At 64.8% G+C, this 22,856-nt stretch carries 24 protein-coding genes, 1 tRNA gene and 1 riboswitch; of the genes, 16 read left to right on the top strand and 9 right to left on the bottom strand.

Features of this window, described 5'->3' with window-relative positions; genetic code table 11:
- Window positions 1–37 precede the first annotated feature (37 nt).
- The 5 genes from pstC to phoB are packed head-to-tail and all read left to right on the top strand — an operon-like array spanning window position 38 to window position 4,152.
- On the top strand, window positions 38–1,027 hold the full coding sequence (pstC, locus tag ACIPUD_RS22325) for a phosphate ABC transporter permease subunit PstC (protein WP_018456064.1): 990 nt from the start codon (window positions 38–40) through the stop codon (window positions 1,025–1,027).
- 4 nt (window positions 1,028–1,031) lie between these two features.
- Window positions 1,032–1,877, top strand: a complete 846-nt coding sequence (gene pstA, locus ACIPUD_RS22320) for a phosphate ABC transporter permease PstA (protein ID WP_018456065.1) — start codon at window positions 1,032–1,034, stop codon at window positions 1,875–1,877.
- Window positions 1,874–2,695 (top strand): phosphate ABC transporter ATP-binding protein PstB, encoded by an 822-nt coding sequence (pstB, locus tag ACIPUD_RS22315; protein ID WP_085349683.1) that lies wholly within the window; start codon window positions 1,874–1,876, stop codon window positions 2,693–2,695. The genes pstA and pstB overlap by 4 nt, the downstream gene beginning before the upstream one ends.
- Before the next feature lie 10 nt (window positions 2,696–2,705).
- Window positions 2,706–3,422 (top strand): phosphate signaling complex protein PhoU, encoded by a 717-nt coding sequence (gene phoU, locus ACIPUD_RS22310; RefSeq protein WP_018456067.1) that lies wholly within the window; start codon window positions 2,706–2,708, stop codon window positions 3,420–3,422.
- A 22-nt stretch (window positions 3,423–3,444) separates the two neighbouring features.
- Entirely contained in the window at window positions 3,445–4,152 is a 708-nt protein-coding gene (gene phoB / locus ACIPUD_RS22305) for a phosphate regulon transcriptional regulator PhoB (protein WP_007597871.1), read from the top strand.
- Between the two features lie 247 nt (window positions 4,153–4,399).
- On the opposite strand, the gene ACIPUD_RS22300 is transcribed toward phoB, so the two are convergent.
- Window positions 4,400–4,912, bottom strand: coding sequence for a GcrA family cell cycle regulator (locus ACIPUD_RS22300; RefSeq protein ID WP_007597869.1), 513 nt, complete (start codon window positions 4,910–4,912; stop codon window positions 4,400–4,402).
- Between the two features lie 455 nt (window positions 4,913–5,367).
- Between ACIPUD_RS22300 and ACIPUD_RS22295 the strand changes: the two genes are divergently transcribed.
- The 3 genes from ACIPUD_RS22295 (at window position 5,368) to ACIPUD_RS22285 (ending at window position 8,689) form a co-directional block, all read left to right on the top strand.
- Window positions 5,368–6,570: an aspartate aminotransferase family protein gene (locus tag ACIPUD_RS22295; protein WP_026233078.1), complete on the top strand. Its 1,203-nt coding sequence runs from the start codon at window positions 5,368–5,370 to the stop codon at window positions 6,568–6,570.
- Entirely contained in the window at window positions 6,570–7,505 is a 936-nt protein-coding gene (argF, locus tag ACIPUD_RS22290; RefSeq protein WP_085349685.1) for an ornithine carbamoyltransferase, read from the top strand. Before ACIPUD_RS22295 ends, argF begins: the two co-directional genes overlap by 1 nt.
- A 164-nt stretch (window positions 7,506–7,669) precedes the next feature.
- A complete protein-coding gene (locus ACIPUD_RS22285) occupies window positions 7,670–8,689 on the top strand; it encodes an Hsp33 family molecular chaperone (protein WP_026233079.1) in 1,020 nt (339 codons plus the stop codon).
- Window positions 8,690–8,750: 61 nt separating this feature from the next.
- Here ACIPUD_RS22285 and apaG read toward each other — a convergent pair whose 3' ends face one another.
- Window positions 8,751–9,143, bottom strand: a complete 393-nt coding sequence (gene apaG / locus ACIPUD_RS22280) for a Co2+/Mg2+ efflux protein ApaG (protein WP_026233080.1) — start codon at window positions 9,141–9,143, stop codon at window positions 8,751–8,753.
- Window positions 9,144–9,347: 204 nt separating this feature from the next.
- Here apaG and ACIPUD_RS22275 point away from each other — a divergent pair, with 204 nt between their 5' ends.
- The 3 genes from ACIPUD_RS22275 to ACIPUD_RS22265 are packed head-to-tail and all read left to right on the top strand — an operon-like array spanning window position 9,348 to window position 12,397.
- Entirely contained in the window at window positions 9,348–10,613 is a 1,266-nt protein-coding gene (locus tag ACIPUD_RS22275; RefSeq protein WP_085349686.1) for an OpgC domain-containing protein, read from the top strand.
- Window positions 10,613–11,392, top strand: a complete 780-nt coding sequence (locus tag ACIPUD_RS22270) for an SGNH/GDSL hydrolase family protein (protein ID WP_085358309.1) — start codon at window positions 10,613–10,615, stop codon at window positions 11,390–11,392. Before ACIPUD_RS22275 ends, ACIPUD_RS22270 begins: the two co-directional genes overlap by 1 nt.
- Before the next feature lie 12 nt (window positions 11,393–11,404).
- Window positions 11,405–12,397, top strand: coding sequence for an SGNH/GDSL hydrolase family protein (locus tag ACIPUD_RS22265; protein ID WP_026233081.1), 993 nt, complete (start codon window positions 11,405–11,407; stop codon window positions 12,395–12,397).
- A 114-nt stretch (window positions 12,398–12,511) separates the two neighbouring features.
- On the opposite strand, the gene ACIPUD_RS22260 is transcribed toward ACIPUD_RS22265, so the two are convergent.
- A complete protein-coding gene (locus tag ACIPUD_RS22260; RefSeq protein WP_446481548.1) occupies window positions 12,512–13,708 on the bottom strand; it encodes an O-succinylhomoserine sulfhydrylase in 1,197 nt (398 codons plus the stop codon).
- A gap of 70 nt (window positions 13,709–13,778) precedes the next feature.
- Window positions 13,779–13,858: riboswitch (SAM riboswitch) on the bottom strand.
- 80 nt (window positions 13,859–13,938) lie between these two features.
- Between ACIPUD_RS22260 and ACIPUD_RS22255 the strand changes: the two genes are divergently transcribed.
- The 4 genes from ACIPUD_RS22255 (at window position 13,939) to ACIPUD_RS22240 (ending at window position 18,444) form a co-directional block, all read left to right on the top strand.
- Entirely contained in the window at window positions 13,939–15,075 is a 1,137-nt protein-coding gene (locus tag ACIPUD_RS22255) for a 2'-deoxycytidine 5'-triphosphate deaminase (RefSeq protein ID WP_371827082.1), read from the top strand.
- 177 nt (window positions 15,076–15,252) lie between these two features.
- On the top strand, window positions 15,253–15,681 hold the full coding sequence (locus tag ACIPUD_RS22250) for a PAS domain-containing protein (RefSeq protein ID WP_018456077.1): 429 nt from the start codon (window positions 15,253–15,255) through the stop codon (window positions 15,679–15,681).
- Window positions 15,682–15,785: 104 nt separating this feature from the next.
- Entirely contained in the window at window positions 15,786–16,835 is a 1,050-nt protein-coding gene (locus ACIPUD_RS22245; protein ID WP_377828483.1) for a hypothetical protein, read from the top strand.
- Window positions 16,836–16,998: 163 nt separating this feature from the next.
- Window positions 16,999–18,444, top strand: a complete 1,446-nt coding sequence (locus tag ACIPUD_RS22240; RefSeq protein ID WP_247475101.1) for an MATE family efflux transporter — start codon at window positions 16,999–17,001, stop codon at window positions 18,442–18,444.
- Here ACIPUD_RS22240 and ACIPUD_RS22235 read toward each other — a convergent pair.
- The 5 genes from ACIPUD_RS22235 to ACIPUD_RS22215 all read right to left on the bottom strand — a co-directional run bounded on the left by ACIPUD_RS22235 (window position 18,441) and on the right by ACIPUD_RS22215 (window position 21,477).
- Window positions 18,441–18,947, bottom strand: coding sequence for a hypothetical protein (locus ACIPUD_RS22235; protein WP_446481547.1), 507 nt, complete (start codon window positions 18,945–18,947; stop codon window positions 18,441–18,443). The two genes, ACIPUD_RS22240 and ACIPUD_RS22235, sit on opposite strands and share 4 nt — an antisense overlap.
- Before the next feature lie 100 nt (window positions 18,948–19,047).
- Window positions 19,048–19,449, bottom strand: a complete 402-nt coding sequence (locus ACIPUD_RS22230) for an SRPBCC family protein (RefSeq protein ID WP_446481546.1) — start codon at window positions 19,447–19,449, stop codon at window positions 19,048–19,050.
- A gap of 184 nt (window positions 19,450–19,633) precedes the next feature.
- Window positions 19,634–19,993, bottom strand: a complete 360-nt coding sequence (locus ACIPUD_RS22225) for a VOC family protein (RefSeq protein ID WP_446481545.1) — start codon at window positions 19,991–19,993, stop codon at window positions 19,634–19,636.
- A gap of 56 nt (window positions 19,994–20,049) precedes the next feature.
- The gene (locus ACIPUD_RS22220; RefSeq protein WP_247475103.1) at window positions 20,050–20,889 is read right to left on the bottom strand and encodes a helix-turn-helix transcriptional regulator; all 840 of its coding nucleotides are present in this window, start codon (window positions 20,887–20,889) and stop codon (window positions 20,050–20,052) included.
- Window positions 20,890–20,898: 9 nt separating this feature from the next.
- The gene (locus ACIPUD_RS22215; RefSeq protein WP_085349694.1) at window positions 20,899–21,477 is read right to left on the bottom strand and encodes a methylated-DNA--[protein]-cysteine S-methyltransferase; all 579 of its coding nucleotides are present in this window, start codon (window positions 21,475–21,477) and stop codon (window positions 20,899–20,901) included.
- 172 nt (window positions 21,478–21,649) lie between these two features.
- On the opposite strand from ACIPUD_RS22215, the gene ACIPUD_RS22210 reads away from it, so the two are divergent.
- Window positions 21,650–21,723 (top strand) — tRNA-Gly (locus tag ACIPUD_RS22210).
- Window positions 21,724–21,727: 4 nt separating this feature from the next.
- On the opposite strand, the gene ACIPUD_RS22205 is transcribed toward ACIPUD_RS22210, so the two are convergent.
- Window positions 21,728–22,720, bottom strand: a complete 993-nt coding sequence (locus tag ACIPUD_RS22205; protein ID WP_446481544.1) for an alpha/beta fold hydrolase — start codon at window positions 22,718–22,720, stop codon at window positions 21,728–21,730.
- Window positions 22,721–22,856 lie beyond the last annotated feature (136 nt).

Genomic DNA, 22,856 nt, shown 5'->3' with positions numbered 1-22,856 from the left:
CGTATACTATTTGGTACAGGGGATCGGCGTGGCAGAGATGGCCGTTCAGAGCGATGTAATCGACGACGCCGGACCGTATGACCGCGCCAAGGCCTTGAGCGCGTTCAAGCTCGGCGACGTTACCTTCTACTGGATTACGCGGCTCTCCGCGATCTCGGTGCTTCTGATCCTCGGCGGCATCATCATTTCGCTGATCGTCGGCGCTTTCCCGGCGATGAAAGAATACGGCGTCTCCTTCCTGTGGACGCAGCGCTGGGCGCCCTCCGCAGATCCGCCGGTGCTCGGCGCGCTCGGGCCGATGTACGGCACGCTCGTCACCTCCTTCATCGCGATGCTGATCGCCATTCCCGTGGGTCTCGGCATTGCGATCTTCCTCACCGAGCTCTGCCCGCAATGGCTGCGCCGCCCGATCGGCATGGCAATCGAGCTGCTCGCCGGTATTCCCTCGATCATCTACGGCATGTGGGGCTTCTTCGTGTTGGGTCCGTTCCTGGCCAACACGTTCCAGCCCTTCATGATCAAGATCTTCGACGGCGTTCCCGTGCTGGGCGCGATCTTCGCAGGTCCCCCGTCCTATCTCAGCCTGTTCAATGCCGCGCTGATCCTTGCCATCATGGTGCTGCCCTTCATCACCTCGATCTCGGTCGACGTGTTCAAGACGGTGCCTCCGGTCCTGAAGGAAGCCGCCTACGGCGTCGGCTGCACCACATGGGAAGTCGTCCGCAGCGTGGTGATCCCCTACACCCGGGTCGGCGTCATCGGCGGCATCATGCTGGCGCTGGGCCGCGCGCTCGGCGAGACCATGGCGGTGACCTTCATCATCGGCAACTCGTTCCGGATCTCGTCATCGATCTTTGCGCCGGGCACCACGATCTCGGCGGCGATCGCATCCGAGTTCGCCGAGAGCGACGGCCTGCACCAATCCGGCCTGATCCTGCTCGGCCTCCTGCTGTTCGTTCTGACCTTCTTCGTGCTCGCAGCGGCGCGGCTGATGCTGATGCGGCTGGAAAAGAAGGCGGGGAATTAGCGCCATGAATCCGATCTATTCACGCCGACGCCGCAAGGACATCGTCGTCCGCGGGCTCTGCATCGCCGCAACCGCCTTCGGCGTCACCTGGCTCGCGCTGATCCTGATCACGCTGCTCTACAACGGGCTGGCGGGACTCAATGTCCAGCTGTTCACCGAGAACACGCCGCCACCGGGATCGAACGAGGGCGGTCTGCTCAACGCCATCGTCGGCTCGCTGATCATGACCGTGATCGGCGTCGGCATCGGCGCGCCGCTCGGCATGTTCGCCGGCACCTATCTCGCCGAATACGGCCGCAACGACCGGCTGACCTCGGTGATCCGCTTCATCAACGACATCCTGCTCTCGGCGCCCTCGATCATCATCGGCCTGTTCATCTACGGCGCCGTGGTGGTGCCGATGCGCGGCTTCTCGGCGATCGCAGGCTCGCTCGCCCTCGCGGTCATCGTGATCCCGGTGGTGCTGCGCACGACCGAGGACATGCTGCTGCTGGTGCCGAACGCGTTGCGCGAGGCGGCCTCGGCGCTCGGCCTGCCGCGTTCGCTGGTGATCAAGCGGATCGCTTATCGGGCTGCCCGATCGGGTCTCATCACCGGCGTGCTGCTCGCGACCGCTCGCGTCGCCGGTGAAACCGCGCCGCTGCTGTTCACCGCGCTATCGAACCAGTTCTTCAGCCTCGGCCTGAACAAGACGATGGCGAACCTGCCTGTGACCATCAACAACTTCGTGCAGAGCCCCTATGCCTATTGGAAGCAGTTGGCCTGGAGCGGGGCGCTGCTCATCACCCTGACCGTTCTTGCCCTTAATATTTTCGCGCGCATCCTTGGCGCCGAGAGGACCGCAAAATGAGTGATCTTTCCGTGTCGATGAGCGCGTCCGGTGGACTGCCGCACGCGGCGGTGCTGCCCGAGGCGCCCCCGAAGGTGACCGTGCGTAACCTGAACTTCTATTACGGCGAGCACCATGCGCTGAAGAACATCAACCTGACGCTCGGCGCCAACCGCGTTACGGCGTTCATCGGACCGTCGGGCTGCGGCAAGTCGACCCTGCTGCGCATCTTCAACCGGATGTACGACCTCTATCCCGGCCAGCGCGCCACCGGTCAGCTGATGCTCGATCAGACCAACATCCTCGACCCCAGGCTGGACCTCAATTTGCTGCGCGCCCGCGTCGGCATGGTGTTCCAGAAGCCGACGCCGTTCCCGATGACGATCTACGAGAACATCGCGTTCGGCATCCGTCTCTATGAGAAGATCTCGAAGTCCGAGATGGACGGCCGCGTCGAGAAGGCGCTGCGCGGCGGCGCGCTGTGGAACGAGGTCAAGGACAAGCTCAACGCCTCCGGCCTGTCGCTCTCCGGCGGCCAGCAGCAGCGCCTCTGCATCGCCCGCACCGTCGCGGTGCGGCCCGAGGTGATCCTGTTCGACGAACCCTGTTCGGCGCTCGACCCGATCTCGACCGCCAAGGTCGAGGAGCTGATCCAGGAGCTGTCCGAGGATTACACGATCGCTATCGTCACCCACAACATGCAACAGGCGGCGCGCGTCTCCGACAAGACCGCCTTCATGTATCTCGGCGAGCTGATAGAGTTCGACGACACCAGCAAGATCTTCACGTCGCCGTCAGATCGGCGCACGCAGGATTACATCACCGGCCGGTTCGGCTAGGAGACGCGACATGGGTTCTGAACATACCGCAAAGGCTTTCGACACCGACCTCCAGGAACTCACTCGCCTGGTCGCCGAGATGGGCGGCATCGCCGAGCGCATGATCGTCGAGTCCGTCGACGCGCTGATCCGCCGCGACGTCCCGCTCGGCCAGCGCGTCGTCGCCATCGACACCGAGCTCGACGCGCTGCAGAAGCGCATCGAGGAGCGTGCGGTGCTCACCATCGCCCGCCGCCAGCCGATGGCGGTCGATCTGCGCGAGATCGTCGGCGCCATGCGCGTCGCGACCGATCTCGAGCGCATCGGCGACCTCGCCAAGAACATGGGCAAGCGCGTCGCGGCGCTGGAGACGGACTTCCATCCGCTCAAGCTGTTCCGCGGCCTCGAGCACATGACCGACCTCGTGCAGCAGCAGGTCAAGTCGGTGCTGGACGCCTATGCCGCGCATGATCTGCCGGCGGCGATGGCGGTCTGGAAGGGCGACGAGGAGGTCGACGCCATCTGCACCTCGCTGTTCCGCGAGCTCCTCACCTACATGATGGAGGATCCGCGCAACATCTCGTTCTGCATCCATCTGATGTTCTGCGCCAAGAACATCGAGCGGATCGGCGACCACGCCACCAACATCGCCGAGACCGTGTTCTACATGATCGAGGGCCAGGCCATCACCGACAAGCGGCCGAAGGGCGACATGACGACCTTCGCCAACACGGTACCGAACACCTGAAGACTTAGGGAGCGACGACCCGATGGGCGCACGCATTATGGTGGTTGAGGACGAGGAAGCCCTGACCGAGCTTCTCCGCTACAACCTCGAAGGCGACGGCTATGACGTCGAGACGGTGATGCGCGGCGACGACGCCGACACCCGCCTCAAGGAGCACATCCCCGATCTGATCGTGCTCGACTGGATGCTGCCGGGCCTGTCAGGCATCGAATTGTGCCGGCGGCTTCGCACCCGTCCCGAGACCAAGCAGCTCCCGATCATCATGCTCACCGCGCGCGGCGAGGAGAGCGAGCGGGTGCGGGGTCTTGCGACCGGCGCCGACGATTACATCGTCAAGCCGTTCTCGGTGCCGGAGCTGCTGGCGCGCGTGAAAGGCCTGCTGCGGCGCGCAAGCCCGGAGCGGCTCGCGACGGTGCTTGCTTTTGGCGACATCGAGCTCGACCGCGACAAGCGCCGCGTGGCGCGCTCGGGCCGGCCGATCGATCTCGGTCCGACCGAATATCGCCTGCTGGAGTTCTTCCTGGAGCATCCGGGGCGCGTGTTCTCGCGCGAGCAACTGCTCGACAGCGTCTGGGGTCGCGACATCTATATCGACGAGCGCACCGTCGACGTGCATATCGGCCGCCTGCGCAAGCTGCTCAATCTCGGCCGCGAGCAGGACCCGATCCGCACCGTCCGCGGCGCCGGCTACGCGCTGGATGATCGGTTTGCCAAGGCGGAGCAGGTGTAGGGTTGCAGGCTTGTTTGTTGGCGAGTTGTCCCTGCATTCTCAGCCGTCGTCCCGGACAAGCGAGCGAAGCGAGCGCTGATCCGGGCCCATAACCACCGAACGTGGTTTGGCGAAGACTCGGAGTGACCCCTTCCGCACGATTATTGCGTGCTCGGAGTATGGGTCCCGGCCCCCCGTGCGCAATTGCGCACTAGGCCGGGACGACGCTGAAATTGTTGAATCGTCTTCGCGCGACGACTTGCCGTGATTACCGCGGACCCGGCTTCACCGGTGCGCGGCGCCGATCCGACGCCGGCTGGTACGCAACGCGCGAGTGCTGGGCGCAATAGGGCAGTCCGGACAGCGCCCTTCCACCGCAGAAGAAGAAGTCCGGGCTCGAGGGATCGCCGACCGGCCAGTGGCAGGTCGCCTCGTTCAATTCCAGCAGCGACAGCCGCTGGCTCATCGGCACCACGTTGTCATAGGTGACCGGATCCGGCTCAGCCTCCACCTCGAAGGCCTGCGCCAGCGCGGTGTTGCCGCGCGAGATCGGGCGGCTCACCCGCATCATGTGCTGCGCGGGGCGCGCCTTGCGCGGCCGCGGCGCTGCCGATGATGGGCTCTTGGCGCGGCCCGAAAGGCCGAGCCTGTGCACTTTGCCGATCACGGCATTGCGGGTCACATTGCCGAGCTCCGCCGCGATCTGGCTGGCCGAAAGTCCGGCCTCCCAGAGCTTTTTCAGCTGCTCGACGCGATCATCGGACCAGGTCAAAACCGTCATTGCACCCTTTCCCTCGCTGCGCGCCAGCCATCCTGGGGCCTCGCAGCGAATGCCTAAGCCTTCAAAAACCCGTGCCGCCAGAATCCCTTAAGGCTCGCCGGGCGCGTCTTGAACGCCCGAACGTTTACGCCGGTACATAAGGACTTAAAGATCAGAACCACTGCACGAGATGTCGTATCTGACAATCCAAACGCTACAATATGGCGTGACTCCCGCGCAAGAGTCCGCCGACTCGCTTCCACATGTTCCGTGGCCAAATCCCGCAAAATCGGCACCGCAAGACTACGGATTCAGCGTTTCGCGAGGCTTTCCGGGCGGCATTGACACCCGTTTCACCAGGCCTAAGATAGTCGCACGTGCCGCCCTCAAGAGGCGGCACGTTTCGTTTTCCGGGCCGGTCGATGGTGCGTTGCGCAATGCACGCTCACTCCGTCCGCAACATTCAAGTGACCATCATGACTAACAGCGCAGCGCCGCATTTGCTCCCCGTTTTCGCCAGGTCCGACCTTGGTTTCGAGCGTGGCGAAGGCTGCTGGCTGATCGCGACCAATGGCGAGCGCTATCTCGATTTCACCTCCGGGGTGGCGGTGAATGCGCTCGGCCATGCCCATCCGGCGCTGGTCGCGGCGTTGCAGGAGCAGGCCACCAAGCTCTGGCACATGTCGAATCTGTTCCAGAGCCCGGACGGCGAAAAGCTCGCCGCGCGCCTGTGCAATGAAAGTTTCGCGGATTTCGTGTTCTTCTGCAATTCCGGCGCCGAAGCGCTGGAATGCGTGATCAAGGTCGTGCGCCGTTATCACGCCGCAAAGGGTCATCCCGACCGCTATCGCATGATCACCTTCGAAGGCGCCTTCCATGGCCGCACGCTGGCGACGCTGGCCGCAACGGGATCGGCAAAATATCTCGAAGGTTTCGGCCCTCCGATGGAGGGCTTCGACCAGGTTGCGCATGGCGATCTCGATGCCGTGAAAAAGGCAATCGGTCCGCAGACCGCCGGCATCCTGATCGAGCCGATCCAGGGCGAGGGCGGTGTGCGTTCGGCAACGCCCGCCTTCCTGAGGGCGTTGCGCCAGCTCTGCGACGAGAAGGGTCTGTTGCTCGCCTTCGACGAGGTGCAGACCGGCATGGGCCGCACCGGCGATCTGTTCGCGTACCGCCGCCTTGGCGTCGAACCCGACGTGATGTCGCTGGCCAAGGCGCTCGGCGGCGGCTTCCCGATCGGCGCCTGCCTTGCGACCGCGGAAGCGGCGTCCGGCATGACGCCGGGCTCGCACGGCTCGACCTTCGGGGGCAATCCGCTCGCGATCGCGGCTGCGAACGCCGTGCTCGACGTCATGCTCAAGCCCGGCTTCTTCGACCACGTGCAGAGGATGTCGCTGCTGCTCAAGCAGAAGCTCGCCTCCGTGATCGACCGACACGGCGATGTCGTCAGCGAAGTGCGCGGCGAGGGCCTCCTGATCGGCATCAAGGCCGTGGTGCCCTCCGGCGATCTCGTTGCAGCCTTGCGCGACCAAAAGCTGCTCACCGTCGGTGCCGGCGACAATGTCGTGCGTTTCCTGCCGCCTTTGATCGTCACCGAAGCCGAGATCGAGGACAGCGTCGGGCGGCTCGAGCGCGCCTGCACCGCGTTGTCCGGCAACAAGCGGGCGGCAAGCTGATGAGCAAGTCGCCCGATAAAACACCGAAGCACTTCCTCGATATCAACGAGCTGCCGCTGTCGGAGCTCAAGCGCATGCTCGCTGCGTCCTCCGCGATGAAGGCGAAGCAGAAGGCGCATCAGCCGGTCAGGCCGCTCGAAGGCAAGACCCTGGCGATGATCTTCGAGCGCCCCTCGACGCGGACGCGGGTGTCTTTCGACGTCGCCATGCGCCAGCTCGGCGGCGAGCCCATCATGCTCACCGGCGCCGAAATGCAGCTCGGCCGCGGCGAGACCATCGCCGACACCGCGCGCGTGCTGTCGCGCTATGTCGACGCCATCATGATCCGCATTCTCAATCACGATGCGCTGCTGGAGCTTGCGGCAAACGCCACCGTGCCCGTCATCAACGGCCTGACGCGCCGCTCGCATCCCTGCCAGGTGATGGCGGACCTCATGACCTACGAGGAACATCGCGGCCCGATCGAGGGCAAGACCGTGGCCTGGACCGGCGACGACAACAACGTGCTCGCCTCCTGGGCGCACGCCGCCGAGCGCTTCAAGTTCCAGCTCAATGTCGCGACGCCTCCGGAGCTCGCGCCGAAAAAGGCGATGCGCGACTTCATCAAGGCGACGGGCGCGCCGATCATGCTCGGCACGGATGCCGAAGCCGCCGTGCGCGGCGCCGATTGTGTCGTGACCGACACCTGGGTGTCGATGGGCGACAAGGAAGGCGAGCACCGCCACAACGTGCTCAAGCCCTATCAGGTCAATGCGCAGCTGATGTCGCTTGCCAAGCCGGATGCGCTGTTCATGCACTGCCTGCCCGCCCATCGGGGCGAGGAGGTCACCGACGAGGTGATCGACGGTCCACAATCCGTCGTGTTCGACGAGGCCGAAAACCGCCTGCACGCGCAGAAGGGCATTCTGGCCTGGTGCTTCGACGCGGTGAAGTAATCCGGGCCGGTATCCGCCGTGCCGGCGAAGTAGGTCTTCATCGTCGTCCTGGCTTTCGCCAGGACGACGCTGAATTTGCCCTGCTTGCGTACGATCCGTTCTGCATTCCGGACCCCAGCCCTCACCCCCTTCCAATTCCGCCTTCCGACCCCAGATAAAGCGCCATGGTTTCCCAATCCCCTGATATGAAAACCGGGCCTGAAGGCCCGGTTCGCGCGCCATCCGCGGTTCCGATCGATGACGCCGTGCTGCCTTACGAGGTCGACGCGCTCGATGTGCGCGGTCGGCTGGTGCGGCTTGGTCCGGCGCTCGACGAAATCCTGACCAAGCACGATTATCCCGCGCCGGTCGGCAAGCTGCTCGGCGAGGCCATCGTGCTGACCACGCTGCTTGGCTCCTCGCTGAAGTTCGAGGGCCGCTTCATTCTCCAGGCCCAGACCGACGGTCCGGTGTCGTTCCTGGTCGTGGACTATCAGGCGCCGGATCGCCTGCGCGCCTATGCGCGCTACGACGCCGCGCGCCTCGGCGAGGCCAAAGATACTGGCACGCATTCCGGCGCGCTGCTGGGCCACGGTCATCTCGCCATGACCATCGACCAAGGCCCCGACATGAGCCGCTACCAGGGCCTGGTCGCGCTCGACGGCGGCAGCCTCGAAGACGCCGCTCACGAATATTTCCTGCGCTCCGAGCAGATCCCGACACGCGTGCGTCTCGCTGTCGGCGAGGAATGGCGTTCGAACGACGGCGGCAAGCATCGCTGGCGTGCTGGCGGCATGCTGATGCAGTTCCTGCCGAAGGCGCCCGAGCGTGCGCGGCAGGCCGATCTGCATCCCGGCGATGCGCCCGAAGGCGTCGAAGTGCACGCCGTCGCTGAAGACGATGCCTGGGTCGAGGCACGCTCGCTGATCGAGACCGTCGAAGACGTTGAGCTGATCGATCCGGAGCTGTCCGGGGAGCGGCTGCTCTACCGCCTGTTCCACGAGCGCGGCGTGCGCGTGTTCAATCCGCTGCCCTTGAAGGCGCAATGCTCCTGCTCGCGCGATGCGGTGGCATCGATGCTAAAGAGCTTTTCGTCTGACGACCGTGCCGCGATGGTCAAGGACGACAAGGTCGTCGTGACCTGCGAGTTCTGCAGCTCGGTGTACGAGTTCACGCCGGATGAAGCAGGCGTGGAAGACGCGTAAGGCGTTAGCCTGCAGGTGCGATAGGGTCGGCCAAAGCGGAGCGCGCCCACCATCTCCTGCCCTAATTCAACACCCGCTTGTTGTCCGGGCTGTCCAGCGAGAACGTGGGCACGTCGATCTCGAAGCGTTCGCCGGTCGCGCTGACCATCTGGTAGCGGCCGGTCATGAAGCCCGAGGCGGTCGTGAGCGGCACGCCCGAGGTGTATTCGAAGCGTTCGCCAGGCGCGAGCGTCGGCTGCTCGCCGACGACGCCCTCGCCCTTCACCTCCTGCTGCCGGCCGGTGGCATCGGTGATGATCCAGTGCCGCGTCTTGAGCTGCACGGTCTCGTCGCCGGAATTGGTGATGACGACGGTGTAGGCCCAGAAATAACGGGAGCGGTCGGCCGACGACTGCTCCGGAACAAAGTTCGGCTCGACGGTCACTTCGATCTGGCGGGTCACGGCGCGGTACATGATTGCCATCATACCGAAAACCGCTCCGGAACCAAACGCCGGAGACGCCTTGGCGACATCGTCCCGCCAGAATTCGCAGGGAAGTACACGTCCAAATGGGCTTGCAAATGTACTTGCTTGTGATCCGGTCGCTTTGCGAGATGACGGCCGGACCGGTACACTCCTTGCCACGTCGCGATTTGCGGAAGGGTTTTTAGGCCCCCGATGACCATTGCCGACCAAGTGACGGGATCGACGATCGCGGGAACCGCTAAACCTGTGGAGGTCAAATCCGCGGGAGCGAAGCGGCGCGCGGCCGCGCCGGCCATTTCGCTGCCCGCCATCGGCGAGCGCGAGCTCCGGCTCGACCTATTCCGCGGCCTTGCGCTGTGGCTGATCTTCATCGACCATTTGCCGCCGAGCCTTCTGACCTGGTTCACGATCCGCAATTACGGCTTCAGCGACGCCACCGAGATCTTCATCTTCATCTCCGGCTATACCGCCGCCTTCGTCTACGGTCGGGCGATGCTGGAGTCCGGCATCGTCGTCGCCACCGCGCGCATCCTGCGGCGCGTCTGGCAGATCTATGTCGCCCACGTCTTCCTGTTCACGATCTTCCTTGCCGAAATCTCCTACGTCGCGACCAGGTTCGAGAACCCGCTCTACACCGAAGAGATGGGCATCATGGATTTCCTCAAGCAGCCCGACGTCACGATCGTGCAGGCGCTGCTGCTGCGCTTCCGTCCGGTCAACATGGACGTGCTGCCGCTCTACATCGTGCTGATGCTGGCGCTGCCCTTGATCCTGTGGCTGATGAAGTGGCGCCCTGACGTGACGCTCGGCCTCTCGGTCGCGCTCTACGCGGTGACCTGGGAATACGACCTCTATCTGTCGGCCTATCCGAACGGCTTCTGGGCCTTCAATCCCTTCGCCTGGCAATTGCTGTTCGTGTTCGGGGCATGGTGCGCGCTCGGGGGTGCCCGACGCATGTCGCACATTCTGGCTTCGCGGGTGACGATGTGGATCGCGATCGCCTATCTGGTTGCGGCATTCTACGTGACGCTGACCTGGTATGTGCCGCAGCTCTCCCACTTCATGCCGAAGCGGCTCGAGCAGTGGATGTATCCGATCGACAAGGCCGACCTTGACGTGCTGCGCTTCACGCATTTCCTGGCGCTGGCCGCGCTCACCGTGCGCGTCCTGCCCCGGGACTGGCCGGGCCTGAAATCGCCCTGGCTGCGGCCGCTGATCCTGTGCGGCTCGCATTCCCTGGAGATATTCTGTCTCGGCGTCTTCCTCGCCTTTGCCGGCCATTTCATCCTGGCCGAAGTCTCGGGCGGCCCGGTCATGCATGCGCTAATAAGTCTCTCCGGAATCCTGATCATGTGGGCCATGGCCTGGCTGATTTCGTGGTACAAGCGGGTGGCTGACAAGAGCGGTTCGAAAACCAAAAGCGCCGTCGGCAGCGCCGATATGGCGGGAGGGGGCTGATGAAGGCGAAGGTTTTCCTGAGCCTGATCCTGCTGTGCGGTGGTCTCGCCGCGCCTCCGGCGCGCGCGGACGATGCTGCGCCGGCTGCTTCAGCCGCGCCCGCAGCCTGTGAAGTGCCGTCCTATCTGCTCACCAGCGAAAGCCAGCTTCCCAAGGTCGCCGATGCCGTGAAGGCCGGCAAGCCGCTCGAAATCCTGGTCATCGGCAGTCGCTCGACCACGATTCCGGCTTCCGAGGACGCCTCTTATCCGGCGCGGATGCAGGCCATCCTGAAGGACAAGCTGCCGCCGTCCGAGATTGTGCACGTCTCCGTAGAAATACAGAGCAAGAAAACGGCCGAGGAGGCGGCTGCCAGCTTCGTTAAGCTGATGGAAGCAAAAACGCCTACTTTGGTCATCTGGCAGACCGGGACTGTCGATGCTATCCGAGCCATCGATCCCGATGATTTTCGTGGCGCGGTGACCGAAGGGGTTGTTGCGTTGCAAAAGGCAGGGGCTGACGTCGTCTTGATGAATTTGCAATACAGTCCGCGTACCGAAACCATGATCTCGGTGCCGCCATACCTCGACAATATGCGGGTGGTGGCGCAGGAGCACGATATTCCGCTGTTCGATCGGTTCGCGATCATGCGGCAGTGGAATGATCAGGGCCAGTTCGACCTATTCAGCCCGTCGCGCGGCCCCGAGTTGGCGAAGCAGGTCCATGATTGCCTTGGCCGGGCGTTGGCACAGTTCCTGATCGACGCTGCCCATCTGGAGCCGGCCCAGCAGCAAAATTGAGGTCTAGCGTTAATGAGTTCTCTCCGCCCTTTTTGCCTGACGGCATGGCTGGCTGTGCCCGCAGCAGCGGTGCTGCTGTTGCTGAGTCCGGCCTCGCAGTCCCACGCGCAGACGCAGGCCGCGCAGGCAACACCGGCCCCGCAGCAGTCGGCTGATCCGGCTCCCGCTTCACCGTCCCAGACCACCGTCGCAGCGACGTCCCCCGACCAGCGCGGCATCACGGCGCGCGCCATCGACAAGGTGAAGCAGGTCGCGAAATCCGCCGGCGACATCTTTAGCCGCGTGCCCTGCCTGTCGCCGAAGGGCGGCTCGAAGGCGATGGGCTCGCTGCCGCATGTCGCGGGCAAGCTCGTCGCCGGCCAGCCCGTCGTCATCGTCGCGTTCGGCTCGTCGTCGACCGCGGGATTCGGCGCGAGCTCGCCGGAGTTCAACTATCCCAATCGCCTTGCCGCGCAGCTGCACCGGCACTATCCGACCGCCGACATCACCGTCGTCAATGCCGGCGTCGGCGGCGAGGATGCGCCCGAGATGATGAAGCGTCTCCAGAAAGAGGTGATCGACGTGCATCCGGATCTGGTGATCTGGCAGGTCGGCACCAATGCCGTGCTGCGCAATCTCGATCCTGGCGAGACCGCCAAACTGGTCGAGGACGGCATCGCTCGCATCCAGGCCACCGGCGGCACCGACATCGTGCTGGTCGATCCGCAATATTCGCCCGCGGTCAACCAGCGCGCCGAGAGCGCCGGCAAGATGGTGAAGCTGCTCGGCAAGGTCGCCGAGCTCCGTCACGTCGGTATCTTCCCGCGCTTCGAGGTGATGCGCGACTGGCACGAGAAGCAATCCCTTCCGGTCGAGAGTTTCGTGATCGCGGACGGACTGCACATGAACGATTGGGGCTATGCCTGCTTCGCCCAGCTCCTCGGCGACGACATCATCCGCTCCGTCGGCCAGATCAAGCTCGGCGTGAACGTGCCCGCGGACGTGCGGACCTATCGGCCGATGTAGCTGCTGCAGGGTGGGCAAAGGCGCGCTCTTCGCGCCGTGCCCACCATCCAGCGGCACTGTGATCGTGAATGGTGGCACGCTTGCTTTGCCCACCCTACGATGTCGAATGCGTGGCTACGCCTTCTCCAGCGCCGCGGTCAGATCCTCGATCAGATCGTCCGCGTGCTCGAGGCCTGCCGAGAAGCGGATGAATCCTTCGCTGATGCCGAGCGCGGCGCGGTCCTCCGGCTTCAAACGCTGATGCGTCGTGGTCGCGGGATGGGTGACGAGGCTCTTGGCGTCGCCGAGATTGTTCGAGATCTTGGCGAGCTTGAGCTCGTTGAGCACGCGGAACGCCTCCTGCTTGCCGCCCTTGACCTCGAGGCCGACCAGCGTCGAGCCGCCGCGCATCTGCTTCTTCACCAATGCAGCCTGCGGATGATCGGCGCGGCCGGGAAACACCAGCCGCGAAATCTTCGGATGGCTCGCCAGCACGTCCGCGATGCGCGCCGCCGTCTCGGTCTGCGCGCGCACGCGCACGGCGAGCGTCTCCAGCCCCTTGAGCAGGACCCAGGCGTTGAACGGCGAGATCGACGGGCCGGTCTGGCGCATGAAATTGTGGATGTGCTCGGCGATGAACGCTTCCGAGGACAGGATGATGCCGCCGAGACAGCGGCCCTGGCCGTCGATGTGCTTGGTCGCGGAATAGACCACGACGTCGGCGCCGAGCGCGAGCGGGCTCTGCCAGATCGGGGTGGCGAACACGTTGTCGACGACGAGCCGCGCGCCGCCACTATGCGCGATCTCGGCAATGCCGGGAATGTCGAGCACGTCGAGCGTCGGATTGGTCGGGCTCTCCAGGAAGAACGTCTTGGTGTTCGGCTTCATGGCGCGCTGCCACTGGTCGAGATCGAGGCCGTCGACCAGCGTGGTCTCGATGCCGTAGCGCGGCAGTAAATCCTGCACGACGTAGAGACACGAGCCGAACAGCGCGCGCGAGGCCACGACGTGATCGCCGGCCTTGAGCGGCGCCAGGATCGCGGTCGTCACCGCGGCCATGCCGGTCGCGGCCGAACGTGCCGCTTCGGCGCCTTCGAGCTCGATCATGCGGCGCTCGAACATCGAGATGGTCGGATTGGAGTAGCGTGAATAGATGAAGCCGGGGTCCTCGCCCTTGAACCGCGCCTCGCACTCCTCAGCGCTGTTGTAGACGTAGCCCTGGGTCAGGAACAGCGACTCCGACGTCTCGCCATATTGCGAGCGTAAGGTGCCGGAATGAACCAGGCGAGTTTCGGGACGGTAGTGGGCGGTTGGCGCCGGGGACTTCGACATAGGACCTCCTGAAGTGACCATCGAGAATGGTCACAAAAAAACCGGCCTGGAATATCTCCACGGGCCGGGATCACAGAGGTCCCCGGCCTGTTTAGCGACTTATTTAACGTGGCTGCAAGCCGGCCGGCTCAAATCACCACGGGATAAGTCATGCTCATATTCCGCAATGCCCTTTCCGTCAAGACGTCCATCGGATAGCCGTAAAACGCTCATATTTCCCGCATGTCGGGATGTGTTTGATCCCTGATGAGGACCCCGGGTTGACGTTCACGGTCGCCGCCGACGCCAATGGTATCCTGCCCGACCGCATGATCGCGGCGATGGCGGAGGGCGGTCTCATCCTGCCCGCTTACGACTTCGTCGAAAGCCAGATCCAGCCGGCGAGCCTCGATTTGCGTCTTGGCGATATCGCCTATCGCGTTCGCGCCAGCTTCCTGCCCGGTCCCGGCGCCACGGTCGCCGAGCGCATCGACGAGTTGAAGCTGCACGAGTTCAGCCTCGCCGACGGCGCGGTGCTGGAGACCAACTGCGTCTACATCGTGCCGCTGCTTGAAAGCCTCGCGCTGCCGCCGGAAATCGTCGCGGCCGCCAACCCGAAGAGCTCGACCGGCCGGCTCGACGTCTTCACCCGCGTGATCGCCGACGGCACCCGCCGCTTCGACATGATCGGTGCCGGCTATCACGGCCCGCTCTATGCCGAGATCAGCCCGAAGACGTTTCCGGTGCTGGTCAGCGAGGGCTCGCGCCTGAGCCAGGTGCGCTTCCGCACCGGCGATGCCATCCTCAACATCGACGACCTCGAGGCGCTGCACGCGACCGAGCGTCTCGTCGATATCGACGATGCCGACCTCACCGGCGGCGTCGCCGTCTCTGTTGATCTCTCCGGCGAGAAGAGCGGCGGCTTCGTCGGCTACCGCGCCAAGCGCCACACCGGCGTCATCGACGTCGATCGCCGCGCCGGCTATTCCGTCGAGGACTTCTGGGAGCCGATCTCGGCCCGTCCCGACGGCAGCCTGATCCTCGATCCCGGCGAGTTCTATATCCTCGCGTCGAAAGAGGCGGTGCAGGTGCCGCCCGATTACGCCGCGGAGATGGTGCCATTCGATCCGCTGGTCGGTGAGTTCCGCGTGCACTACGCCGGATTCTTCGATCCCGGCTTTGGCTATGCCGGCGCCGGCGGGTTGGGGTCGCGCGCCGTGCTCGAAGTGCGCTCGCGCGAGGTGCCGTTCATCCTCGAGCACGGCCAGATCGTCGGCCGCCTCGTCTACGAGAAGATGCTGGCCCGCCCCGACGCCATGTACGGCCAGCGCATCGGCTCGAACTACCAGGCGCAGGGCCTGAAGCTGAGCAAGCATTTCCGGGTGTAGGGATAGCCTCACCTTCCGCTGTCATGCCTCGGCTTGACCGGGGCATCCAGTACGCCGTAGCCTATTGGTTCGATCACATCCGCCTCTGGAATACTGGATCGCCCGATCAAGTCGGGCGATGACACCGAATCTGTGTCAAGATGGGAAGTGAATCCGGGCTACGTCCGAGGTGGCGAAATGACAGATCAATCCGAACTCGACGCAAGAATCCTCGACGACGTCGCCGACGCGCTGATCTATTCGGATCGCTCCGGCACGATCATGCGCTGGAACCGCGCATCGTCCGCACTGTTCGGCTTCTCGGCGGACGAAGCGCTGGGCCAGAATCTCGACCTGATCATTCCCGAACATCTGCGCGCCGCGCACTGGAAAGGTTTTGAGGCCGCGCTTGCCAGCGGCGCGATGAAGCTTGCGGGCAAGCCGACACTGACCCGCGCGCTGCACAAGGACGGACGCAAGCTCTACATCGAGATGACCTTTGCGCTGGTGCGGGACGCCGCTGGAGTGGTGCAAGGATCGGTGGCGATGGCACGCGACGTCACCGAGCGCGTCGAGCGCGAGCGTGCCGCCAAAGCCTCGCAAACTAAGCCTGCGCAAAATTCGTGATGCGGAATTGGCGCGCCGGCGTGCAGGGCTCCCTGCGTGCGGCTCAACTTGTCCGTCACCGGATGCAGTGACACACTCGATCAGAACAACGATCGGGAGCGAACATGACCGCACCAGACCCCGCGCAGGAAGCTCAATGGAAACGCTGGCGCGCGGTTGCCGATCTCTATCACGCCTACTTCACCGGTCTGATCCTCACCGTGGTCACGCGTCGCGGCACGGCAGATGCTGCGGAGTTCGTCTTTCGCGTGTTCCGCCGCCAGCAGCAGGAGCGCTTCCTGCCGGGGCTGGAGAAGCTCGGGCTGAGCCATCTGCCGCCCGCCGTGGCAGCCGCGCAATATCACTATCTCTCGAACTGGATCGGCGGCGTGCACGTCGAATACATGTATGAGAGCGACCGCAAAGCCTGGATCCGCTATCCGCCGCCGCGCTGGATCTGGAAAGGCACTGCCATCTGCGGCGTGCCGGGCGAAGTCTCGCGCGCGATGCTGCGCGGCTGGCACGCCAACAACGGCGTGGCGCTCGGCGATACCAGATTGGGGTTCGTCTGCACCAAGCAGAGCGTCGACGGCCAGGACGGGCTCGAAGGCTACTATTATCAACATGACCAGCCCCTCGAGCTCGACCAGCGCCTCGTGTTCGCGCGGCACCTCGAAGCCCCGCTGTTCGATGCAGCCGCGGCTCCGGCGTTGCCGGTCGCAAGCTGGCCAAGGCCGAGACTGGAAAAAGCCTATCGCAACTACGCCATGGAATATGTGCGCACCGCCGCGCCCGTGATGGTGCAGCTGTTCGGTCCGGAGGATGCGGGCTATCTTCTGCACCTCACGGGCAAGCTGATCGGGATGCAATATTTCGATGAGGTCGCTGCGGCGCTGTCGATGGGTCGCGGCGGTGCGAGCGAATTCGCGACGTTCCTCAAAGCGCTGTTTGTCGCGCAGGACGATGCGGCTGAGACGACGCAATCCGAGGGCACGTTCGAAATCCGTCAGCAGAGCTGGAGGTTGATGGAAGACGTCGCCGATAACCACCCCGCTTGCGCCAAGGTGCTGGCGGGGTTGTTCGAGGGGCTTGCGGCCGGGTGCGGCCGGCACATCGGCGTGCACCTGTCCGCGACACCGAGCGGCCGTCCGCCATTGCTCTGGCGCATCTGGTAAACGACGGCGTCACCGCGCTGCCGCAGGGCACGCCTGCACCTAGCGCAGGAGGAATCGCTGCGCGTCGTGCTAACAAGCCTCTTGTTGCGCCCTGGGCGCGAACCAATTCATTGGCACACCCAAGCATTGCTGCGCCGGAAATGGCGCTTTGCCCGGAGAGGACATGTCAGACATCGCCGAAATCCCGGTCGATGAACAAGAGCGTCCGCTGCCGCCGCCTCCGCGCCCCGTGAGGAGCGCGCTGATGGACGGGCCGATCCTGCGCACGCTGCTCGGGCTGGCCTGGCCCAACGTGGTCGCGCTCTCAGCCGGCACTTGCACGGTAATTGCGGAGACCTCCTATATCGGACGGCTCGGCGTGGAAGCGCTGGCCGCGATGGCGCTGGTGTTTCCGACAGTGATCCTGACCATGACCATGTCAGGCGGTGCGATGGGCGGCGCGGTGGCCTCCGCCATCGCGCGCGCGCTCGGCGCGGGCGATCGCGAGCGTGCCGGGACGCTCGCCGCGCACGCGCTGCTGATCGGCATCAGCTTCGGCCTCGTCTTCATGCTGGGCATGCTGATCTTCGGGCCCAAGGTGCTTGAGATGCTCGGCGGCCGCGGCGACGTGCTGACGCATGCGATCGCCTACACCCAGGTGTTTTTCGGCGGCGCCGTGCTGCCCTGGCTGCTCAACACCATGGCCGGCGTCCTGCGCGGCACCGGCAACATGAAGCTGCCGTCGCTGTTGATCCTCAATTCCGCGGCCTGGCAGATCGTGCTCGGTGGCACGCTTGGCCTCGGCCTCGGTCCGGTGCCGCAATTCGGCATGCGCGGCGTCGCCGCCGGCGCGCTGATTGCCTATTGCATGAATATCGGCGTGATGGGCTGGTACCTGTTCTCCGGCCGCGCCCGCGTGACGCCGAAGCTGCGCGGACTTCGCATCCAATGGGCGATGTTTTTCGACATCCTCAAAGTGGGCGCCATCGCCTGCTTCTCGCCGCTGCAATCGGTGCTGACGATCTCGATCTTCACTCACATGCTTGCGAAATTCGGCACCGCGATCCTGGCCGGCTACGGCATCGGTGCGCGGCTGGAATTCCTGCTGACCTCGATCGCGTTCTCGTTCGGCATCGCCTCGGTGCCGATGATCGGCATGGCGGTCGGCGCCGGCCGCATCGCCCGCGCCCGGCGCATCGCCTGGATCGCAGCGGCGAGCGCCTTCGTCGCCGTCGGTGCACCGGCGTGCCTGGTTGCGGCCTTCCCCGATCTCTGGGTCAACATCTTCACCGACAGCGCGATCGTGCGCGCTACCAGCCATGAATATTTGTCGACGGTCGCGCCGTTCTACGCCTTCATCGGCCTCGCCTCGACGATGTATTTCTCGTCGCAGGGCGCTGCGAAGGTGATCGGCCCGGTGCTGGCGCAGACCGCGCGGCTGATCTACATCTCGGCTGTCGGCTGGTGGCTGTCGACGCATGATGCCACCGCGCAAAGCTTCTTCTGGCTGGCGGCGAGCTCGATGGTCCTGCTCGGCCTGCTCTCGTGCTCCAGCGTGGTGCTGACACGCTGGGGACCGCGCCAAACCAAACCTGCGATCAGGCCGGCTCTGTCGGCCGCCGCGGACTAGCGGTGCCTGTGGCGGCGATGGCCGCCACCACCGCCGACATTGGCGAGCCGCATGAGTTGCGGAATCATCGCCATCATGTCGCCGCCACCGGCGCCGCCGAGCATGCCCATGATATCGCCGCCGCCGATGCCGCCCATTCCGGCCGGCATGGTGCCGCCTCCACCCATCGGCGCGTAGCCGCCGTAATTGGGCGCGCCGAAACCGCCGCCGAGGTTGCCAGCGCCGAGGCCGCCAATGCCACCGCCGCCCATCATGCCAAGACCACCACCGCCATTCTCCATCATGCGGCTCATCATCGGGCCCATGGTCTGCATCATCATGCCGAAGCGGCGCTTGCCCATCTTGGCCTTCATCATCTCGAGCATCGGAGCCATCTGGGTCATTATGTCCTCGCCGCCGGCACCGCCGCCGCCGAAGAACTGCGCCTTTGCCGGCGCGCTCGAAATCGAAAACATCAGCAGCACGGCGGCCGCCTGGCAGATCATCTTGTCCGCACCTCTCATGGCCTGCTCCTCGCGTGCGTGGCGCCGCCGGGAGAGCGGAGCCAACCGGACGCACGGCGCCATCGTTATTGCGGACGAGGGCTGGGCTCTGTGAGAAAGATCACGCAGCTGCGGCCGGAAACGCGCGGTGTATGGCGGCGACGGCGTCCTTGGTCTGTCCCTGCACATAGGGCGCGAGCTCGTTCGGCAGCATGTCGATGATCCAGACCAGGCGGCATCTCGCCTCGCCCTCGGCGATCACCTGCACCGAGGCGCTGTAATGCTTCAGCCGCTCGTTGTTGATCGCGTAGACCAGCCGCTGCCGCGCATCGTCGCAATCGACCAGCACCTCGCGCGCCACCGATCCGTTGGCGAAGGTGACGATGCGCGTGTCGCCGTCGAGCGTGCAGACCGTGACGAAGCCCGGCGCCAACCGCCGATGCAGCGCGCCGAAATCGCGCACCGCGTCCCAGACGTCGCGCGCTGGGGCGTTGAGGGGAATGTCGTTGTGGATGGAGGCCATGGTTGAGTCCTTTGATGTAGAGAGGCTAGCGATAGCGCCGTCATCTCAGCTGTCATCGCCCGACTCGATCGGGCGATCCAGTATCCCAGAGGCCGCTGTGATAGAATCGAGAAGCTGCGGCGTACTGGATGCCCCGGTCAAGCCGGGGCATGACAGCGTGTGTGTGTGGTGAGGGCTGCCGCGTTCACACACAGACCGCCTCAACATTGTTGCCATCGGGATCGATCAAAAACGACGCGTAGTAAGTCGGGCTGTAATCCTTGCGCGGGCCGGCGCCGCCATTGTCGCGGCCACCGCTCTTCAAGCCCTCGCTGTGGAATGCCTTGACCGCGTCATGATCCCCCGCGCGAAACGCGATGTGCACGCCATCGGCTTTGCGCCCCTTGTTCAGGTGCAGCCACAGCGCCGGCTCGCCCCTCGGCCCGAAGCCGGCATAACCATCGCCACTCGAGCACAGGACATAACCGAGCGGCGCCAGCACCGCGATGTAGAAGCGCGTGGCGGCGTCGAGGTCGGCAACGTGCAATCCGATATGATCGTACATGGTCGTCTCCATTGCCAAAGCGCGCCGCAATCGGCGCGCGCCGGAGACGAACCTAGTCAGTTGAGGGCAAGCTGCTCTTGGAGAATCTTGCGCTCTCCCTTCGAGGCCTGGCGGAACTTGGTCGGCGAGACGCCGGCGGCGCGGTGAAAGGTGCGGACGAAGTTGGAGAGATCGCCGAAGCCGACGTCATAGGCGATGTCGGTGACTGCGATGTCGTCGTCAGTCAGCAGCCGCGCCGCATGCCGCAGCCGCGAGCGCACCAAATATTGATGCGGAGTGACGCCGAGCACGGCGGAGAACAGCCGCAGGAAGTGGAAGGGGCTGAGGCCTGCTTGCCGCGCCGCCTGTTCGAGGTCGACCTCGGCATGCGAGTTGGCGTCGATCCAGAGCGCGGCTTCCACGGCGCGGCGGCGATCACGCGCCGTCGGTGTCGTCGGCTTGCGCGCCTTGCCCGACACGACATCGACGAAACGACCGGCGAGGATCTGCCCGACCTCGTCGAGACCGAGGTCGCTGTTGCCATCTGCCGCCGTCTGGGCGAGCTCGCCCAGCACCATCAGCTCGGGCAGCGGTGGCGTCGCGCCAACCTGCCAGACGTCGCGCCGGCCGCCGAGCGCGTCGACCAGATCCTCGCTGAGGAAAAAGGACAGGCAGACGTCGCCGGCGACGTGCTCATGTGTGCAGGTGTATTCCTCGCCTGGCGCGCCGACCAGCATCGAGCCCGCCACCAGCTCGAAGAAGCCGGCGCGGCAATGACAGCCAAAGCTGCCGGCGCGGACATAGGCGATGGAATGGCCGGTGCGGCACTCCGCAAACGGGCTGTCGTCCGGTCCCGCGTCGCAGCGAAACTCGGAGACGGTCATCGAGGGGGTGGTCAGCAGCGTTGTTGCATCCATCCCGCCTATCTAGGTGGAGGGTCTCGGTGGGGCAACGGGCAGCAGGACGTCGAACAGCGTCTTGCTGGCGATCGGATGGGTGCCCTCCAGCGACAGCAGCCGCCGCTTGGAGATTACGCCGCCATAGGGCGAGAGCCGGTCGGTGTAATTGCCGGCCTCCAGCACCCGGTGACAGGGCACGATCAGCATGTAGGGATTTTTCGCGATCGCCTGGGCCACCGAATGCGCCGCGCCGGAGGCGCTCAGCGCCTTGGCGATCTCGTGATAGGTGCGCGTCTCCCCGCGCGGGATGGCGCAGGCCGCCTCGTAGACCCGCCGGTTGAAGCCGGGCACCCCGCTCGCGTCCAGGCTGACCTCGGAAAAATCAGCATCGCTGCCCTGCAGCAAGCTCACGATGCCCTCGATCGCGAACTCGGCGTTCGCGGAAGGCCGCTGCTCGCGTGCCTCGGGATGGATCTGGAAAATCCGGCGGCGGGTGTCGATCTCCCGCGCCTCCGGCAACTGCACGGCGACGACCCCGGTGCTGCTCCAGATGATGCCGCAGCGCCCTATGGTCGTGTCGAATATCGCGTAGCCATGCCCCACCATACACACGCCCCCACGCAACGTACGCTCTCCCCAGACCGCGACCATAACACCGCCACAATCCGCCGCACCCAAAATCTTACCGGAAACTTAAGAAGGGGCGGGCGGGCTGCGCCAAAGCGCTTGGCGAGATGCGCCGTCTCGGCTAATCAGAGCGGGCGCAAGCTGCGCATCCGCGGGCGTAGTTCAATGGTAGAACGGCAGCTTCCCAAGCTGCATACGAGGGTTCGATTCCCTTCGCCCGCTCCATCCTTTAGTTCGGCAGGCTCCGCAGAAATTCCACGATCGCCGCGTTCACCTCCGCCGGCCGTTCCTGCTGCGTCCAGTGTCCGCACCCCGGTAGCATCTTGATCTCGCGCAATTGCGGCACCCATTGCTTCATGTTGGCAACGTGCTCGGCGGCGCCAGGGAAGGCCATGACCATGTCGTAGTCGCCGGCGATGAAGAGCGAGGGCACGACCACCTTGACGCCCTCGAAGGCGCCCATCAGCTCCCAGTTGCGATCGATGTTGCGATAGTAGTTGAGCGGTCCGCGAAACCCACTATGGGCAAATTCGGCGCCGTAATAGTCGAGGTCCGCGCTGCTCAGCCACGACGGCAGCGGCACCTGCACCTTCGGCAGCATGCCGTCCTTGCGAGAGACCATGCCGACACCGGCGGTCCGCCCTTGACGCTCGGCATTGGCGCGGATCACCGCCGCGCCTTCGCCGGAACCGCCATAGAACATCGCGCCGAGCGTTGCGCGCGTATCCCTTTCGAATTCTGCTTCGGCGACACCCGGCTCCTGGAAATACAGTTGATAGAACTGCGCATCCGCCGTCTGTGGCATTACGCTCGTCGGCCGCACCGGACTGCGTGGTCGATAGGGCACGCTAAGAATGGCGGCGGCGCGGAAGCGGTCGGGCCGCAGGCGCGCCGTGTGCCAGGCGATCGTCGCGCCCCAGTCGTGCCCGACGATGACGGCGTCCTTCGCCTCGAAAGCGTCGAGCACGCCGACGAGGTCGCCGACCATGTGGAGGATCGTGTACTGGTCGATGGCTTCGGGCCGGTCGCTCTTGCCGTAGCCGCGCATGTCAGGGGCGACCGCGCGGAAACCGGCTGCCCCCAGCGCCTCGAGTTGGTGACGCCAGGAGTACCAACCTTCCGGAAAGCCGTGGCAGAGCAGCACCATCGGCCCCTTGCCCTGCTCGGCGACGTTGAGGCTGATGCCGTTGGCCTTGATCGTCCGCTGCGTCGGTTCGCCCATGTCGCCGCCTCCCGGTCATCGTCGTTGGGTCTATCCTAGTCGGCCCTATAGGCTCCGCAAAGTTTCTAATATATTGGCCCCTCGCTTCCGGCACGCACGCATCGCCCAGCTTAAGCTTCTCGCGGCCATGATGGGT

This window comes from Bradyrhizobium sp. CAR08, from assembly GCF_052871955.1.
The sequence above is the reverse complement of the archived record's forward strand: the minus strand, read 5'-3'. Positions and strand labels throughout refer to the sequence as shown.